At 59.2% G+C, this 15,324-nt stretch carries 20 protein-coding genes; 10 read left to right on the top strand and 10 right to left on the bottom strand.

Annotation, left to right across the window (positions count from 1 at the left end):
- Window positions 1-59 precede the first annotated feature (59 nt).
- The 10 genes from hisC to CS390_RS04975 all read right to left on the bottom strand — a co-directional run bounded on the left by hisC (window position 60) and on the right by CS390_RS04975 (window position 7,984).
- Window positions 60-1,106 carry a histidinol-phosphate transaminase gene (gene hisC, locus CS390_RS05020; RefSeq protein ID WP_099773641.1) on the bottom strand — a complete coding sequence of 349 codons (1,047 nt, stop codon included), beginning with the start codon at window positions 1,104-1,106 and terminating at the stop codon, window positions 60-62.
- A 2-nt stretch (window positions 1,107-1,108) separates the two neighbouring features.
- Window positions 1,109-2,434, bottom strand: coding sequence for a histidinol dehydrogenase (gene hisD / locus CS390_RS05015; protein ID WP_065760918.1), 1,326 nt, complete (start codon window positions 2,432-2,434; stop codon window positions 1,109-1,111).
- 127 nt (window positions 2,435-2,561) lie between these two features.
- Window positions 2,562-3,197 (bottom strand): ATP phosphoribosyltransferase, encoded by a 636-nt coding sequence (gene hisG / locus CS390_RS05010; protein ID WP_065760919.1) that lies wholly within the window; start codon window positions 3,195-3,197, stop codon window positions 2,562-2,564.
- A gap of 106 nt (window positions 3,198-3,303) precedes the next feature.
- Window positions 3,304-4,569, bottom strand: coding sequence for a UDP-N-acetylglucosamine 1-carboxyvinyltransferase (gene murA, locus CS390_RS05005; RefSeq protein WP_065760920.1), 1,266 nt, complete (start codon window positions 4,567-4,569; stop codon window positions 3,304-3,306).
- Between the two features lie 21 nt (window positions 4,570-4,590).
- Window positions 4,591-4,830, bottom strand: coding sequence for a BolA family protein (locus CS390_RS05000; protein ID WP_065760921.1), 240 nt, complete (start codon window positions 4,828-4,830; stop codon window positions 4,591-4,593).
- Window positions 4,831-4,944: 114 nt separating this feature from the next.
- Window positions 4,945-5,250 carry a lipid asymmetry maintenance protein MlaB gene (locus CS390_RS04995; protein ID WP_099773640.1) on the bottom strand — a complete coding sequence of 102 codons (306 nt, stop codon included), beginning with the start codon at window positions 5,248-5,250 and terminating at the stop codon, window positions 4,945-4,947.
- On the bottom strand, window positions 5,247-5,900 hold the full coding sequence (locus CS390_RS04990; RefSeq protein WP_099773639.1) for a phospholipid-binding protein MlaC: 654 nt from the start codon (window positions 5,898-5,900) through the stop codon (window positions 5,247-5,249). Before CS390_RS04990 ends, CS390_RS04995 begins: the two co-directional genes overlap by 4 nt.
- Window positions 5,901-5,909: 9 nt before the next feature.
- On the bottom strand, window positions 5,910-6,377 hold the full coding sequence (mlaD, locus tag CS390_RS04985; RefSeq protein ID WP_065760924.1) for an outer membrane lipid asymmetry maintenance protein MlaD: 468 nt from the start codon (window positions 6,375-6,377) through the stop codon (window positions 5,910-5,912).
- Entirely contained in the window at window positions 6,377-7,174 is a 798-nt protein-coding gene (gene mlaE, locus CS390_RS04980; RefSeq protein ID WP_065760925.1) for a lipid asymmetry maintenance ABC transporter permease subunit MlaE, read from the bottom strand. Before mlaE ends, mlaD begins: the two co-directional genes overlap by 1 nt.
- Window positions 7,175-7,984 carry an ATP-binding cassette domain-containing protein gene (locus CS390_RS04975; RefSeq protein ID WP_065760926.1) on the bottom strand — a complete coding sequence of 270 codons (810 nt, stop codon included), beginning with the start codon at window positions 7,982-7,984 and terminating at the stop codon, window positions 7,175-7,177.
- Between the two features lie 257 nt (window positions 7,985-8,241).
- Between CS390_RS04975 and CS390_RS04970 the strand changes: the two genes are divergently transcribed.
- The 10 genes from CS390_RS04970 (at window position 8,242) to CS390_RS04925 (ending at window position 15,247) form a co-directional block, all read left to right on the top strand.
- Entirely contained in the window at window positions 8,242-9,216 is a 975-nt protein-coding gene (locus CS390_RS04970) for a KpsF/GutQ family sugar-phosphate isomerase (RefSeq protein WP_065760927.1), read from the top strand.
- Entirely contained in the window at window positions 9,216-9,740 is a 525-nt protein-coding gene (locus CS390_RS04965; protein WP_065760928.1) for an HAD family hydrolase, read from the top strand. The genes CS390_RS04970 and CS390_RS04965 overlap by 1 nt, the downstream gene beginning before the upstream one ends.
- An 8-nt stretch (window positions 9,741-9,748) precedes the next feature.
- Window positions 9,749-10,321 carry an LPS export ABC transporter periplasmic protein LptC gene (gene lptC / locus CS390_RS04960; RefSeq protein WP_065760929.1) on the top strand — a complete coding sequence of 191 codons (573 nt, stop codon included), beginning with the start codon at window positions 9,749-9,751 and terminating at the stop codon, window positions 10,319-10,321.
- Complete coding sequence (lptA, locus tag CS390_RS04955) at window positions 10,308-10,832, top strand: lipopolysaccharide transport periplasmic protein LptA (protein ID WP_065760930.1); 525 nt, start codon at window positions 10,308-10,310, stop codon at window positions 10,830-10,832. Before lptC ends, lptA begins: the two co-directional genes overlap by 14 nt.
- Window positions 10,832-11,557: an LPS export ABC transporter ATP-binding protein gene (lptB, locus tag CS390_RS04950; RefSeq protein WP_065760931.1), complete on the top strand. Its 726-nt coding sequence runs from the start codon at window positions 10,832-10,834 to the stop codon at window positions 11,555-11,557. Before lptA ends, lptB begins: the two co-directional genes overlap by 1 nt.
- 179 nt (window positions 11,558-11,736) lie before the next feature.
- Window positions 11,737-13,230 (top strand): RNA polymerase factor sigma-54, encoded by a 1,494-nt coding sequence (locus CS390_RS04945; protein WP_065760932.1) that lies wholly within the window; start codon window positions 11,737-11,739, stop codon window positions 13,228-13,230.
- Window positions 13,231-13,313: 83 nt separating this feature from the next.
- On the top strand, window positions 13,314-13,622 hold the full coding sequence (gene hpf / locus CS390_RS04940) for a ribosome hibernation-promoting factor, HPF/YfiA family (RefSeq protein WP_065760933.1): 309 nt from the start codon (window positions 13,314-13,316) through the stop codon (window positions 13,620-13,622).
- A gap of 12 nt (window positions 13,623-13,634) precedes the next feature.
- Window positions 13,635-14,099, top strand: coding sequence for a PTS IIA-like nitrogen regulatory protein PtsN (gene ptsN / locus CS390_RS04935; protein WP_099773638.1), 465 nt, complete (start codon window positions 13,635-13,637; stop codon window positions 14,097-14,099).
- A gap of 2 nt (window positions 14,100-14,101) precedes the next feature.
- Window positions 14,102-14,956 (top strand): RNase adapter RapZ, encoded by an 855-nt coding sequence (gene rapZ / locus CS390_RS04930; protein ID WP_099773637.1) that lies wholly within the window; start codon window positions 14,102-14,104, stop codon window positions 14,954-14,956.
- Between the two features lie 18 nt (window positions 14,957-14,974).
- Window positions 14,975-15,247, top strand: a complete 273-nt coding sequence (locus tag CS390_RS04925; protein ID WP_065759401.1) for an HPr family phosphocarrier protein — start codon at window positions 14,975-14,977, stop codon at window positions 15,245-15,247.
- Window positions 15,248-15,324: the final 77 nt, after the last annotated feature.

Genomic DNA, 15,324 nt, shown 5'->3' with positions numbered 1-15,324 from the left:
CTCCAGTGCAATACACATGCGCAAGAGCCAGCCTGGCCGGCGAGAGGGCCCAACCGATATCAGTTCAACGCGTCGAGCAACGCCTGATTCTGCTCCGGGGTACCGATGGTGATCCGCAGGAACTGCGCGATACGCGCTTGTTTGAAGTGCCGCACAATCACGCCCTGTTCACGCAGACGGGCAGCCAGGCCGGCAGCATCCTGCTCAGGATGACGGGCAAAGATAAAGTTCGCCGCCGACGGCAACACTTCAAAACCGCGCGCGGTGAGCTCTGCCACCAAATGTTCGCGGCTGTCGATGACCTTGCGGCAGGTCTCGTCAAAGTAAGCCTTGTCCTGGAACGCCGCCGCAGCCCCGACAATGGCCATACGGTCGAGCGGGTAGGAGTTGAAGCTGTTCTTGATCCGCTCCAGCGCCTCGATCAGGTCTGGATGACCAACCGCCAGGCCCACACGCAAGCCGGCCAGCGAACGCGACTTGGACAGGGTCTGGGTAACCAAAAGGTTCGGATAACGGTCTACCAGGCTGATCGCCGTCTGCCCACCGAAGTCGATGTAGGCCTCGTCGACCACCACCACGGAATCCGGGTTGGCCTTGAGCAACTGCTCAATGGCGTCCAGGGCCAGCAGGCAGCCAGTTGGCGCGTTGGGGTTCGGGAAGATGATCCCGGCATTCGCTCGTTGATAATCCTCGACGCGAATCTGGAACTGCTCATCCAGCGCTACCGCCTCGTACGGAATACCGTAAAGGCCGCAGTAAACCGGATAGAAGCTGTAGCTGATGTCCGGGAACAACAGCGGCGCGTCATGCTGGAACAGGCCGTGGAAGATGTGCGCCAGCACTTCATCGGAACCGTTACCCAGGAACACCTGGTTACCCTGCACGCCGTAGTACTCGGCCACGGCCTGCTTGAGCAGATCGCTGTTCGGGTCAGGGTACAGACGCAGGTTGTCATTCAACTCGGCGCGCATGGCCTCAAGGGCTTTCGGCGAGGGCCCATACGGATTCTCGTTGGTATTGAGCTTCACCAGTTTGGTCAGTTTCGGCTGCTCACCCGGCACGTAAGGCACCAGGTCCTTGACGAAGGGGCTCCAGAATTTACTCATGTTCAGTTCCCCTCGTTGTCGGCAATGATGCGGTATTCGGCGCTGCGCGCGTGAGCACTGAGCGATTCGCCACGGGCCAGGACCGAAGCGGTCTTGCCCAGTTCGGAAGCGCCTTGTTCGGAGCAGAAGATGATCGAGGAACGCTTCTGGAAGTCATACACCCCCAGAGGCGAGGAAAAGCGCGCCGTGCCGGAAGTCGGCAAGACGTGATTCGGCCCGGCGCAGTAGTCGCCTAGCGCCTCGCTGGTGTGACGGCCCATGAAGATGGCCCCGGCGTGACGAATCTGCGGCAGCCAGGCCTGCGGGTCGGCAACCGACAGCTCCAGGTGCTCGGGGGCAATACGGTTGGCCACCTCGATAGCCTGCTGCATGTCGCGCACCTGGATCAGGGCGCCACGGCCATTGATCGAGGTCTTGATGATCTCGGCACGGTCCATGGTCGGCAACAGCTTGTCGATGCTCGCAGCGACGCGATCAAGGAAGGCCGCGTCCGGGCTTACCAGAATGGCCTGGGCATCTTCGTCATGCTCGGCCTGGGAGAACAGGTCCATCGCGATCCAGTCCGGATCGGTCAGGCCATCACACACCACCAGGATTTCAGAAGGACCGGCAATCATGTCGATCCCCACCTGGCCGAACACATGGCGCTTGGCGGTTGCGACGTAGATGTTGCCCGGCCCTACCACCTTGTCGACCTGCGGCACGCTTTCGGTACCATAGGCCAGCGCTGCAACGGCCTGGGCGCCACCAATAGTGAAGACGCGATCAACGCCAGCGATGCAGGCAGCAGCCAGTACCAGTTCATTGACCTCGCCACGCGGAGTCGGCACGACCATTACCACCTCGGCAACACCAGCGACCTTGGCCGGAATGGCGTTCATCAGCACTGAAGACGGGTAGGAGGCTTTGCCGCCGGGTACGTACAAGCCCGCACGGTCCAACGGCGTGACTTTCTGACCCAACACGGTGCCATCGGCCTCGGTGTAGGTCCAGGAGTCCTGCTTCTGTTTTTCGTGGTAGCTGCGAACCCGCGCAGCAGCCTTTTCCAGTGCTTCGCGCTGGGCGACAGTGATTCGGCTCAGGGCCAGTTCCAGGCGCTCGCGACCGAGAATCAGGTCGCTCATCGAGGTGGCTTCAACCCCATCAAAACGCTGGGTGAACTCCACCAGTGCGGCGTCACCGCGCTCGCGCACGGCCTTGATGATGTCCAGCACGCGCTGATTGACCGTGTCGTCGGACACACTTTCCCAGCTCAGCAGATGATCCAGATGTCGGGCGAAATCCGGGTCAGCGGCATTGAGTCGGGCAATAGCAGTGGACGTGGTCATAGCGAGGGCCTCAATAATTGGCGGATGCTCAGGCGCCCTTAACGTAGCAGCCGATCCGCGAGGGCACCTGAAAAAGTTGGCTATGACGCGGATAGACGGGCGCGACAGCGAAGGTCGCGCGCAGGTATCAACCGCGGTGTCGCGACTCTACGGCCTGACGCAGGGTATCGATCAGGCTTTGAATACGCGCATGCTGCATTTTCATGGACGCTTTGTTGACCACCAGGCGGGAGCTGATGGTCGCGATCAGTTCCTGGGGCTCCAGGCCGTTTGCCCGCAGGGTATTACCGGTATCGACGACGTCGATGATCTTGTCAGCCAGGCCAATCAAAGGCGCCAGCTCCATCGAGCCATAGAGCTTGATGATATCGACCTGACGGCCCTGCTCGGCATAGTAGCGCTTGGCAACGTTGACGAACTTGGTCGCCACCCGCAGACGGCCTTTGGGTTCGGCAGCACCGACTGCGCCGGCGGTCATCAGCTTGCACTTGGCAATCTGCAAATCCAGCGGCTCGTAAAGGCCCTGACCACCGTACTCCATCAACACGTCCTTGCCGGCCACACCCAGATCGGCGGCACCATGCTCGACATACGTCGGCACGTCGGTGGCCCGCACGATCAGCAGGCGTACATCGGCCTGGGTCGTCGGGATGATCAGTTTGCGGCTCTTGTCCGGATTCTCGGTCGGGACAATGCCCGCCTCTGCCAGCAACGGCAGGGTATCGTCAAGAATACGGCCCTTGGACAGCGCGATGGTCAACATGAAACGTCGGTCCTTATGCGGCATGTGCCCGTCGAGCCGCACAGCAGGCTCGACAGCATTCAATTCGGTCCAGCAATGTGTGGCGCGTCCTTGCGCCGCAGGCAGACTAGCCCGGTACGCGGCGGATCTTCGCGCCCAGCATCTGCAGTTTTTCCTCGATGCACTCATAACCACGGTCGATGTGGTAGATGCGGTCGATCAGGGTATCACCTTCGGCAACCAGCGCCGACAGCACCAGGCTGGCCGAAGCCCGCAGGTCAGTCGCCATCACTGGCGCGCCTTTGAGGGTCTTGGTCCCGGTAACGATGGCCGTGTTGCCTTCGACCTGGATCAAGGCGCCCATGCGGTGCATCTCGTACACGTGCATGAAACGGTTCTCAAAGATCGTCTCGATCACCGCACCAGTGCCTTCGGCGATGGCGTTGAGGGAGATGAACTGCGCCTGCATGTCCGTCGGGAACGCCGGGTATGGGGCGGTGCGCAGGTTCACGGCTTTAGGCCGCTTGCCGTGCATGTCCAGCTCGATCCAGTCTTCACCCGTGGTGATTTCGGCACCGGCTTCCTTGAGTTTCTCAAGAACCGCTTCGAGGATGGTTGGATCGGTGTCCTTGACCTTGACGCGACCACCGGTAATGGCGGCAGCCACCAGGTAGGTACCGGTCTCGATACGGTCAGGCATGACGCGGTAGGTCGCCGAACCCAGGCGCTCGACACCATCGATGGTGATGGTGTCGGTGCCAGCGCCCTGAACCTTGCCGCCCATGGCGTTGATGAAGTTGGCCAGGTCGACCACTTCCGGCTCACGCGCGGCGTTTTGCAGTACGCTGCGGCCTTTGGCCAGCGCCGCCGCCATCATGATGTTCTCGGTACCGGTCACACTGACGGTGTCGAAGAAGAAGTGCGCACCACGCAAGCCACCTTCAGGTGCCTTGGCCTTGATGTAACCACCCTCGACTTCGATCTTCGCGCCCATGGCTTCAAGGCCACGAATGTGCAGGTCGACAGGACGCGAGCCGATGGCGCAACCGCCAGGCAGGGCCACTTCAGCCTCGCCAAAGCGCGCGACCATCGGGCCGAGTACCAGGATCGAGGCGCGCATGGTTTTCACCAGCTCGTAAGGCGCGATCAGCGTCTTGATGCTGCGCGGGTCAATTTCCACCGAAAGCTTTTCATCGATGACAGGCTCAATGCCCATACGTCCGAACAGCTCGATCATGGTGGTGATGTCGTGCAGGTGTGGCAGGTTGCCAACCGTCACAGGGCCGTCAGCCAACAAGGTGGCAGCCAGAATCGGCAGGGCGGCGTTCTTCGCCCCGGAAATGCGGATTTCGCCATCAAGACGAGAACCGCCAGTAATAATCAGTTTATCCATTTGAGTCTCGCGCCAATTGGCTCAGGTGCGCTCAGCCCAGGCTGCGCTGCTGAAAAATTTCATGGTTACCGCATGGATGCTGCCATCGGCGATCCACGGGTTCAGGTGAGCATAGATCGCTTGCTGACGTTTGACCGGGCTCAGGGCCGCCAACTCGTCGCTGATCAGATTCAACTGGAAGTTGCAGCCTTCGCCTTCAACTTCGACCCGGGTTCCCGGCAACTTTTCTTCAAGGAAGCTCTTAACTTCTACGGCCTGCATGCTCAACCTCAATCGGCGCCCTGTGCGCGCGGGTCGGCCATCATACAAAAAAGCCCCTCGCCTGCGAACCCCGTAAACGAGGACTCTGACCGAGGGGCCGCTAGACGGGGCCGATTATCGGCCCGCCAACAGTTCGGAGAGGCCATAGACCTCTGCGATTTCGCGCATGTCCTGGGGCATTGCGCGCACTTCGACGGTTTTCCCGCTTGCACTGGCATCACGCATGAAAGCCAGTAACAGGGAAAGGCCTACACTACTCGACTTCTCCACCGCAGAGCAGTCGAGCACCAGCGTGGGCGCCTTCTCGGAAGCGATCAGCACCTTACCTTCCTTGCGCAAGGTCGGGCCCGTGCGGTAATCCAGAACACCCGAAAGGTTCAGGACACCGGCCTCACCCCACTGAACAGAGGCACTGCTCATTGCGTCTGCTTCTCGGTGGACTGCTCCGCCGTTTCCTTGGCCTTGGCGACTTCGCCAGCCCAACCATCGATGGTTTTGTCCAGGTTGTTACCGTTGCGCTGCATGGCATCGGCAAACTGGTCACGGAACAACTTGCCGATGTTGATGCCATTGACGATCACATTACGCACTTTCCAGACGCCATCGATTTTCTCCAGCGTGTAGGAAACCGGATAGATCGCGCCGTTGTTACCCGTGACCTTCATGTCAACGCTGGTCCGAGTACCGCTTTCATCCTTGGCCGGGCTGACCGTAATACCCTGGTTGTTGTACTCCAGCAGGGCGTTGCCGTAGAACTGCATCAAGCTACGCTTGAAGTTCTCCTGAAAGCGCGTCATCTGCTCAGGCGTGGCCTTGCGCGAATACTTAACGGTCATGATGCTGCGCGAGATGCCATCGGCATCCACTACCGGCCCAAGGATACGGTTGAGGGCGTCGTAGAAGGCGCTTGGGTTGGCCTTGTACTGCTCTTTATTCGACTTCAGGTCGGACAGCAGTTCATTGGTCGTACCCTGGATAAGGTCATGAGCCGACGGGGCCACTGCCGCGCCCGCAAACATTGGCAGTGCAGCCAGCAACACCAGCAGGCCGCGTCGCAGAATAGAGATCATAGAAACTCCTTATTTGGCTTCTTTGCCAACACTGTTGAGCAGGAACTTGCCGATCAGGTCCTCAAGCACCAATGACGACTGGGTGTCATGGATGACGCCGCCATCCTTCAACACCGTCTCATCGCCACCGACACTGATACCCACGTACTTTTCACCCAGCAACCCCGCGGTCAGGATCGATGCCGTGGAGTCCGAAGGCAGATTGTCCAGGCGTTTTTCCAGTTCCATGGTCACGCGACCGGTGAAGCTGTCGCGGTCGAGGTCGATGGCCGTGACCCGACCGATGGTGACACCGGCCATGGTCACTTTGGATCTGACCGTCAAACCGGCGATATTGTCGAAGTTGGCATAAAGTTTATAGGTATCGCTGCTCGGGCTGGCAGACAGGCCGCTGACACGCAGTGCCAGCAGAAGCAGCGCCAGGATCCCGGCCAGGAGGAACAGGCCGACACCGATTTCCAGGGTGCGGTTTTGCATCAGAAATCTCCAAACATCAAGGCGGTCAGAATAAAGTCCAGACCCAGGACTGCCAACGAGGCATAGACCACGGTCTTGGTAGTGGCACGACTGATCCCCTCTGAGGTGGGCTCACAGTCATAGCCTTGGAATACGGCGATCCAGGTGACGACAAAGGCAAATACCAGGCTCTTGATGATCCCGTTAAGCACATCATCGGTGAAGGACACACTGTTTTGCATGTTGGACCAGAAAGAGCCTTCATAGACCCCCAGCCAGTCAACCGCGACCCAGGACCCACCCCAGATACCCACCACACTGAAAATCATTGCCAGCAGCGGCAGGGAAATGAAGCCTGCCCACAGGCGTGGGGCAACGATGTACTTGAGCGGATCGACACCGATCATCTCAAGACTGGACAGTTGCTCGGTGGACTTCATGTTGCCGATTTCAGCGGTCAATGCAGAACCGGCCCGCCCGGCGAACAGCAGCGCGGTCACCACCGGGCCAAGCTCACGCAGCAAGGTCAAGGCAATCATCTGCCCTACTGCCTGTTCCGAGCCATAGCTGCTCAGGATATTGAAGCCCTGCAACGACAGCACCATGCCGATGAAAATACCGGAAACCACGATGATCGCCAGCGACAACACGCCGACCGAGTAGAGCTGCTTGATCAGCAACTGAAAGCTGCCGCCAATACCGCCACGCCCAATCAACGCATGTAACAGGAACAGCCAGGAGCGACCCAGCACGGCGAGCACATCAATGGCCGAGCGACCGAAAAGACGAATACGCTCAAGTAACGATTTTCTGCGCATCTAACGCTTCCCCAGCAAATCGGCGCGGTAGTCAGGCGCAGGAAAATGGAAGGGCACCGGGCCGTCCGGATCGCCTTTCATGAACTGACGGATACGGGGGTTATCGGAGCTCATCAGCTCCTGCGGCGTGCCTTGCCCCAATACCTGCCCATCACCCACCACATAGAGGTAGTCGGCAATGCTGGCGGTTTCCGCCAGGTCATGCGAAACGACGATACTGGTGATACCCAGGGCATCGTTGAGCAGGCGGATCAAGCGTACCAACACGCCCATTGCGATCGGATCCTGGCCAACGAAGGGTTCGTCGTACATGAGGATTTGCGGGTCCAGGGCAATTGCACGGGCCAGCGCCACACGACGCTTCATGCCGCCTGACAGCTCGTCGGGCATCAGCTCGAATGCACCGCGCAAGCCCACCGCCTGCAACTTCATCAGCACGATGTCGCGAATCATCTCATCAGACAATTGCGTATGAACGCGCAGGGGAAAGGCGACGTTCTCGAACACGTCGAGATCCGTGAACAGGGCGCCACTCTGGAACAGCACGCCCATCTGCTTGCGTGCATCGAACAGGTCGCTTCGTGACAGGGTCGGCAAATTCTGCCCCGCCACCCAGACTTCGCCGCTGGCCGGTCGCAGCTGCGCACCAATCAGCCGCAGCAGCGTGGTCTTGCCACACCCGGATGGCCCCATAATGCCGGTGACCTTGCCTCGGGGAATGCGTATATCGACATTATTGAAGATACTGCGCGAACCGCGCTTGAAGGTTACGCCCTTCAACTCGACCGCGTAGGCGTTATCAACGCTCATCTAAACTCCTTGCGATGCAGCCTTCTCACTCAGACGTCCACCTCCTTCATGGAGGCACGCACGCCCTGAGCGGGCCGAACTGGCGGCGAACTATAGCACCGCAGACAGGGCCGCCCCAAGGCCATCGCAGCGCTTGCGCAGACTTCCTTGAGCCAAAAATGAACGACTGACACGCCACTGACAGCGATTCGCAGGTGAGGCTTTCGCGCATTCCCGCTATAATCGCCGCCTTTTCATCAGGCAATCCGATTTTCCACATGAGCCAATCCAGCGACCTGATCCAATCCGCACAACGCACCATCCGCCTCGAACTTGAAGCGGTAGAAGGCCTGCTTGCCCATATCGACGCTGATTTCGTCAAGGCCTGCGAGCTGATCCAGGCCAGCAAAGGCCGGGTCGTGGTAGTCGGCATGGGCAAGTCGGGGCACATCGGCAACAAGATCGCCGCAACCCTGGCCAGTACCGGCACACCGGCGTTCTTTGTCCACCCTGCCGAAGCCAGCCATGGCGACATGGGCATGATCACCCGTGACGATATCATCCTGGCGTTGTCGAACTCCGGTTCAACCGCTGAAATCGTGACCCTGCTGCCGCTGATCAAACGCCTGGGCATTCAACTCATCAGCCTCACCGGCAACCCGGATTCGCCACTGGCCAAAGCCGCCGAAGTCAACCTTGACGCCCGTGTGCAACAGGAAGCCTGCCCGCTTAACCTGGCGCCAACCTCCTCGACCACCGCAGCCCTGGTGCTGGGCGATGCACTGGCCATTGCCCTGCTGGAAGCGCGAGGCTTCACCGCAGAGGACTTCGCGTTCTCGCACCCCGGTGGCGCACTGGGCCGACGCCTGCTGCTGAAAGTCGAAAACGTCATGCACGCCGGCGCCGAGCTGCCCCAGGTTGCCCGCGGCACCCTGCTCAAGGATGCCCTGATGGAAATGACCCGCAAGGGCCTGGGCATGACCGTGGTACTGGAAGCCGACGGCCGTCTGGCCGGGATCTTCACTGACGGCGACCTGCGCCGCACGCTCGACCGCAACATCGACCTGCACAAGGCGCGAATCGAAGACGTGATGACACCGCACGGCAAAACCGCCCGCGCCGAAATGCTCGCCGCCGAGGCCTTGAAAATCATGGAAGACCACAAGATCAACGCCCTGGTCGTCGTAGACACGGACGATCACCCGGTAGGCGCACTGAACATGCACGACCTGCTGCGTGCGGGAGTAATGTAATGCAAACCGATCTGCTGCAGCGCGGCAAGGCCATCAAACTGGCCGTTTTTGATGTTGATGGCGTCCTCACCGACGGTCGCCTGTATTTCCTCGAAGATGGCAGCGAGTTCAAGACCTTCAACACCCTGGACGGTCAAGGCATCAAAATGCTCATGGCCTCGGGTGTGACCACCGCGATCATCAGCGGTCGCAAGACACCGGTGGTCGAACGCCGAGCGAAAAACCTCGGCATCCCGCACCTGTACCAAGGGCGTGAAGATAAATTGGTCGTACTGGACGAACTTCTCGGCCAGCTCGGCCTAGACTATGAACAGGTTGCCTACCTGGGCGACGATCTACCGGACCTGCCCGTCATCCGCCGGGTTGGCTTGGGAATGGCCGTGGCCAACGCCGCGGCCTTCGTACGCGAACACGCCGATGGCGTTACCCTCGCACGCGGTGGCGAAGGTGCCGCTCGCGAATTCTGCGAGTTGATCCTGCGAGCCCAAGGCAACCTCGATGCGGCAAACGCCAACTATCTGTAGGGCGACACATGTTCAGCAATAAAATCCGCAACATTGCGCTGCTCGGGGCGATCGCCGTCCTGCTGGCGGCGGTTGGCTACTGGAAGGTCGGCCCCGATACTTTCCTCGAGAAACCGGTGGCCACTGTCGACAAAGGCGCCATCGACTATTACGCCACCAATGCCCACAGCGTTCAGTTTCTACCTGACGGCAAGCTGCAATACGACATGACGGCAGACAAGGTCGAGCACCTGCAGGCCAGCGAGATCACCCTGCTGACCACGCCCGACCTGCACATGTACCGCGGCACCGCCTACCCTTGGCACGTTCAGAGCGAACGCGGCGAGGTCAACCCGGACGGTACCGAAGTCGAGCTGATTGACTCGGTACGGGTTGCCCGCACCGATGAACAGAACCGCGAAACCATTATTACCACGACCCGCATGACGGTATTCCCACAGAAGCAATATGCTCAAACCGATCAAGCCGTTAGAATCGACGGCGCCGGTGGAACCACTACGGGCAAGGGAATGAAAGCGTATTTGAAAGACGGCAGGATGGACCTGCTGTCCAACGTAAGAGGACAGTATGAGGCTCGTTAAAACCCTCCCCTTTTTGCTCAGCCTGAGCGCAGCACTGGGAAGCGCGAGCGCCTTGGCCCTGCCGAACGACCGCGACCAGCCAATCCGCATCCAGGCCGATAACGCCCAACTGGACGACAAGAAAGGCATTGCCACCTACACCGGCGACGTGATCATCACCCAAGGCTCGATGATGATCAAAGGCAACACCGTGACCATCACCCGCTCCGCTTCCGGCGATATCGACGTGGTCACTTCGGTGGGCAACCTGGCGTATTTCGAGCAGCAACAAAGCGCTGCAAAGCCGGACAAGATGCAAGGCTATGCCGTGCAGATCCAATACCAGGCATTGAAAGACCTGGTGGTTCTGACTGACCGGGCCAAGGTGATCAACGAAGGCAACACTACCGAAGGCGAGAAAATCGTCTACAACACCAAGTCTCAGGTCGCCACCGCCGGCCGCGGCAGCAACATTACCGCACCGCGCCCACGCATCGACATGGTAATCCAGCCGAAGAAGAAGGCCGAGTAATGGCAACCCTCAAAGCCCAGCACCTGGCCAAGAGCTACAAGAGTCGACAAGTCGTACGTGACGTCAGCCTGTCAATCGACAGCGGCCAGATCGTCGGCCTGCTCGGCCCTAACGGCGCCGGCAAGACAACGTGCTTCTACATGATTGTCGGCCTGGTACAGGCCGACCAGGGCCGCGTGCTCATCGACGACCTGGATGTCAGCCACCAGCCGATGCACGGCCGTGCACGCGCTGGGATTGGCTACCTGCCCCAGGAAGCCTCGATCTTCCGCAAGTTGTCGGTGGCCGACAACATCATGGCGATCCTGGAAACACGCAAAGAGCTGGACGCCGCAGGGCGTCGCAAGGAACTGGAGAGCCTGCTGCAGGAGTTTCACATCAGCCACATCCGCGACAACCTCGGCATGAGCCTTTCCGGTGGTGAACGTCGCCGTGTGGAGATCGCCCGCGCACTGGCGACTGCACCGAAATTCATCCTGCTCGACGAACCGTTTGCCGGTGTCGACCCGATCTCGGTCGGCGACATCAAGCAGATCATCCACCACCTGAAAGCCAAAGGCATTGGCGTTCTGATCACCGACCACAACGTCCGTGAAACACTGGATATCTGCGAAACCGCTTACATCGTCAACGATGGTCGCCTAATCGCCGAAGGTGATGCAGAAACCATCCTGGCCAACGAACTGGTTAAAGAGGTTTACCTCGGCCACGAGTTCCGCCTGTAAGCCCGAGGTGCGAGGCACCGCCAGAGCGCTGACGATCCGCCCAAATACCGGCTTATTTGTTACAGCGCTCTAGGCAAACACCTCGGTTTCAGGCATATAATTTGCTTAAAGAAGGCGCTTCGGCGCCCTTGTAGTGGATGGCGCATGTGCGCCGGCGAATAAGGTGTTAAGCCCCTGCCATGAAACCATCGCTCGTCCTAAGAATGGGCCAGCAACTGACGATGACACCGCAGTTGCAACAGGCCATCCGTCTGCTCCAGCTTTCCACACTGGACCTGCAGCAGGAAATCCAGGAAGCCCTGGAATCCAACCCGATGCTCGAACGCCAGGAAGATGGCGACGACTTCGATAACAGCGACCCGATGGCGGATAACGCCGAATCCAAGCCGACCTCGGAATCCCAGGAAACCAGCTTCCAGGAAACCGCCACTCCCGTGGAAAGCCTTGAGGAAGGTGAGTGGAACGAGCGTATTCCCAATGAGCTGCCGGTAGACACCGCCTGGGAAGATATCTATCAAACCAGCGCCAGCAGCCTTCCCAGCAACGATGACGACGAGTGGGACTTCACCACCCGCACCTCGGCCGGTGAAAGCCTGCAGAGCCACCTGCTGTGGCAGTTGAACCTGGCGCCAATGTCGGATACCGACCGACTGATTGCCGTCACCCTGATCGACTGCATCAACAACCAGGGCTATCTCGACGAAACCCTGGAAGAGGTCTGTGAGTCCTTCGACCCGGAACTCGATATCGAACTGGACGAAGTGGAAGCCGTCCTGCACCGCATCCAGCAATTCGAGCCTGCCGGTATAGGCGCCCGCAACCTGAGCGAATGCCTGTTGTTGCAGTTGCGTCAGATGCCGGCACAAACACCCTGGATGACTGAAGCGCAACGACTGGTCAGCGACTACATCGACCTGCTCGGCAGCCGCGACTACAGCCAGCTGATGCGCCGCATGAAGCTCAAGGAAGACGAGCTGCGCCAGGTGATCGAACTGGTACAAAGCCTGAACCCACGCCCCGGCTCACAGATCGAGTCCAGTGAACCCGAATACGTGGTGCCTGACGTGATCGTGCGCAAGGACAGCGATCGCTGGCTGGTTGAACTGAACCAGGAAGCCGTCCCACGCCTGCGCGTCAATCCACAATACGCAGGCTTTGTACGCCGCGCCGATACCAGCGCAGACAACACCTTCATGCGCAATCAGCTTCAGGAAGCCCGCTGGTTCATCAAGAGCCTGCAAAGCCGCAACGAAACGCTGATGAAGGTTGCCACCCAGATCGTCGAACACCAGCGTGGATTCCTCGACCACGGTGACGAGGCCATGAAGCCGCTGGTGCTGCACGACATCGCCGAAGCGGTGGGCATGCACGAATCGACCATATCCCGGGTGACCACGCAAAAGTACATGCATACCCCGCGTGGAATTTACGAACTGAAGTACTTTTTCTCCAGCCATGTCAGCACCTCCGAAGGCGGAGAATGCTCGTCCACGGCGATTCGCGCGATCATCAAAAAACTGGTTGCAGCGGAAAATCAGAAAAAGCCATTGAGTGACAGCAAGATCGCTGGTTTACTGGAGGCACAAGGCATCCAGGTAGCACGACGCACCGTCGCCAAGTACCGCGAGTCGCTCGGCATTGCACCGTCGAGTGAACGCAAGCGACTGATGTAACGCACCTGAGGTGCGCCACCGCAATTCAAGTGGCAGGCGCAATACCTGCCTCTTTATGCACCGGCAACAAAAGGAGAAGCTGTATGCAAGTCAACATCAGTGGACACCAAGTAGAAGTCACCGAAGCGCTGCGCACTTATATCGGGGAAAAACTCGAGCGTGTTGAGCGTCACTTCGACAAGATCACCAATGTGCAGGTCATTCTGGAGGTCGAGAAGCTGAAACAGAAAATCGAGGCCACCCTGCGCATCCCAGGCGGCGAAGTCGTCGCCAATGCCGAGCATGAAGACATGTATGCCGCGATCGACCTGCTTGCCGACAAGCTCGACCGCCAACTGAAAAAACACAAGGAAAAACAGCAGGCCTTGCTGCAAGGTGCAGCCGCTCGCTGATCCCCCCCACTCATGATCCGACTTGAAGATATCCTGACCCCCGGCCGTTCACTTGTGAACGTGCCGGGCGGCAGTAAAAAACGCGTACTCGAACACATTGCCAACCTGATTGACCGGGAAGTACCGGATCTGGAAATGCAAGATGTCTTCGAGAGCCTGATTGCCCGCGAAAAACTGGGTTCAACCGGTTTCGGCAACGGTATCGCCATTCCACACTGCCGCCTCAGTGGCTGCACCGCACCGATTAGTGCGCTGCTCCACCTGGATGCCCCCATAGATTACGACGCCATCGATGGTGCTCCCGTAGACCTGCTGTTCGTACTGCTGGTTCCGGAAGCCGCCACCGACGAGCACCTGGAGCTGCTGCGCCAGATCGCCAGCATGCTTGACCGCAAGGACGTTCGCGAAAAACTGCGTGCGGCCGGCGATAGCCAGTCCCTGTATCAGGTCGTACTGGATGTACAGAACGGGCACTGAACATGCGTTTGATCATCGTCAGCGGCCGGTCCGGCTCAGGTAAAAGCACTGCCCTCGATGTGCTTGAGGACAATGGCTACTATTGCATCGACAACCTTCCAGCCGGCTTGCTGCCGCAGCTTGCCGAAAGTGCGCTGATCAATACCGAACTGATGCAACCCAAGGTTGCCGTGTCCATTGATGCACGCAACCTGCCAAGCCATCTATCCCGGTTCCCGGAACTGCTTGAAGATGCACGCAACCGGCATATCCAATGCGATGTGCTGTATCTGGACGCCGATGAAGAAACCCTGCTCAAGCGCTTCTCGGAAACCCGTCGCCGTCACCCGCTGACCAACGCTCAGCGCTCGCTGGCTGAGGCCATCCGGGTCGAGACCGAACTGCTCGGTCCTATTTCCGATCTGGCCGACCTGAAGATCGACACCACCAACCTGAACCTGTACCAGCTCAAAGACTCGATCAAGCTTCGCCTGCTCAATCAACCCGAGCCGGGTACTGCGTTCCTGGTCGAATCATTCGGCTTCAAGCGTGGAATGCCCGTAGACGCTGACGTGGTGTTCGATGTGCGCTGCCTGCCCAACCCCTACTGGAAGCCAGAACTGCGGGATCACTCCGGGCTTGAGCAACCGGTAATCGACTACCTGGCCGCCCAGCCGGATGTCGAAGACATGTTCCAGGATATCTCCGGGTATCTTCTCAAATGGCTACCCCGCTTTGCCGCCAGCAACCGTGCGTATGTCACCATTGCCATCGGTTGTACCGGTGGTCATCATCGCTCGGTCTATCTGACCGAACGCCTGGGTCAGTTGCTGCAGCAATCGCTGAAGAACGTCCAGGTCCGCCACCGCGACCTCTAGCCACAGGACTCTTGTGCGATGCCTGCTCTTGAAATAACCATCATCAACAAGCTGGGCCTGCATGCCCGCGCAGCCGCCAAGTTCGTTGGCGTTGCAGGCCGTTTTCCTTGCCAGGTACGAATTGGCCGTGCACCGGACAAACTGGTCGATGGCAAGAGCATCATGGCCGTGATGATGCTCGCAGCAGGCAAAGGTACTCAGGTACACCTGCACACCGAAGGTGAAGACGACACAGAGGCACTCAACGCACTGGTTGAGCTGATCAACAATCGCTTTGACGAAGGCGAATAACGCACAAGCATTCTACTGCCCCCTTGTCTCACACAGCCGCGTGCCCTTCTGGTAGTCCAACACCAAGCCGAGCTACC

The organism is Pseudomonas sp. HLS-6 (genome assembly GCF_002753995.1).
GTDB classification, from domain to species: Bacteria; Pseudomonadota; Gammaproteobacteria; order Pseudomonadales; family Pseudomonadaceae; genus Aquipseudomonas; species Aquipseudomonas defluvii.
Note: the sequence above shows the minus strand (reverse complement) of the source record. Positions and strands in the feature narration are given on the sequence as shown.

What these genes read in the sequence shown, in the direction of transcription:
- mlaE (WP_065760925.1), bottom strand. Translation starts at nt 7,174, where the DNA reads ATGCGCAGAAAATCGTTACTTGAGCGTATTCGTCTTTTCGGTCGCTCG.
- CS390_RS04990 (WP_099773639.1), bottom strand. Translation starts at nt 5,900, where the DNA reads ATGATCTCTATTCTGCGACGCGGCCTGCTGGTGTTGCTGGCTGCACTG.
- lptC (WP_065760929.1), top strand. Translation starts at nt 9,749, where the DNA reads ATGTTCAGCAATAAAATCCGCAACATTGCGCTGCTCGGGGCGATCGCC.
- lptB (WP_065760931.1), top strand. Translation starts at nt 10,832, where the DNA reads ATGGCAACCCTCAAAGCCCAGCACCTGGCCAAGAGCTACAAGAGTCGA.
- CS390_RS04970 (WP_065760927.1), top strand. Translation starts at nt 8,242, where the DNA reads ATGAGCCAATCCAGCGACCTGATCCAATCCGCACAACGCACCATCCGC.
- CS390_RS04925 (WP_065759401.1), top strand. Translation starts at nt 14,975, where the DNA reads ATGCCTGCTCTTGAAATAACCATCATCAACAAGCTGGGCCTGCATGCC.
- hisD (WP_065760918.1), bottom strand. Translation starts at nt 2,434, where the DNA reads ATGACCACGTCCACTGCTATTGCCCGACTCAATGCCGCTGACCCGGAT.
- CS390_RS04995 (WP_099773640.1), bottom strand. Translation starts at nt 5,250, where the DNA reads ATGAGCAGTGCCTCTGTTCAGTGGGGTGAGGCCGGTGTCCTGAACCTT.
- CS390_RS05000 (WP_065760921.1), bottom strand. Translation starts at nt 4,830, where the DNA reads ATGCAGGCCGTAGAAGTTAAGAGCTTCCTTGAAGAAAAGTTGCCGGGA.
- murA (WP_065760920.1), bottom strand. Translation starts at nt 4,569, where the DNA reads ATGGATAAACTGATTATTACTGGCGGTTCTCGTCTTGATGGCGAAATC.
- hisC (WP_099773641.1), bottom strand. Translation starts at nt 1,106, where the DNA reads ATGAGTAAATTCTGGAGCCCCTTCGTCAAGGACCTGGTGCCTTACGTG.
- CS390_RS04965 (WP_065760928.1), top strand. Translation starts at nt 9,216, where the DNA reads ATGCAAACCGATCTGCTGCAGCGCGGCAAGGCCATCAAACTGGCCGTT.
- lptA (WP_065760930.1), top strand. Translation starts at nt 10,308, where the DNA reads ATGAGGCTCGTTAAAACCCTCCCCTTTTTGCTCAGCCTGAGCGCAGCA.
- CS390_RS04975 (WP_065760926.1), bottom strand. Translation starts at nt 7,984, where the DNA reads ATGAGCGTTGATAACGCCTACGCGGTCGAGTTGAAGGGCGTAACCTTC.
- mlaD (WP_065760924.1), bottom strand. Translation starts at nt 6,377, where the DNA reads ATGCAAAACCGCACCCTGGAAATCGGTGTCGGCCTGTTCCTCCTGGCC.
- ptsN (WP_099773638.1), top strand. Translation starts at nt 13,635, where the DNA reads ATGATCCGACTTGAAGATATCCTGACCCCCGGCCGTTCACTTGTGAAC.
- hpf (WP_065760933.1), top strand. Translation starts at nt 13,314, where the DNA reads ATGCAAGTCAACATCAGTGGACACCAAGTAGAAGTCACCGAAGCGCTG.
- CS390_RS04945 (WP_065760932.1), top strand. Translation starts at nt 11,737, where the DNA reads ATGAAACCATCGCTCGTCCTAAGAATGGGCCAGCAACTGACGATGACA.
- hisG (WP_065760919.1), bottom strand. Translation starts at nt 3,197, where the DNA reads ATGTTGACCATCGCGCTGTCCAAGGGCCGTATTCTTGACGATACCCTG.
- rapZ (WP_099773637.1), top strand. Translation starts at nt 14,102, where the DNA reads ATGCGTTTGATCATCGTCAGCGGCCGGTCCGGCTCAGGTAAAAGCACT.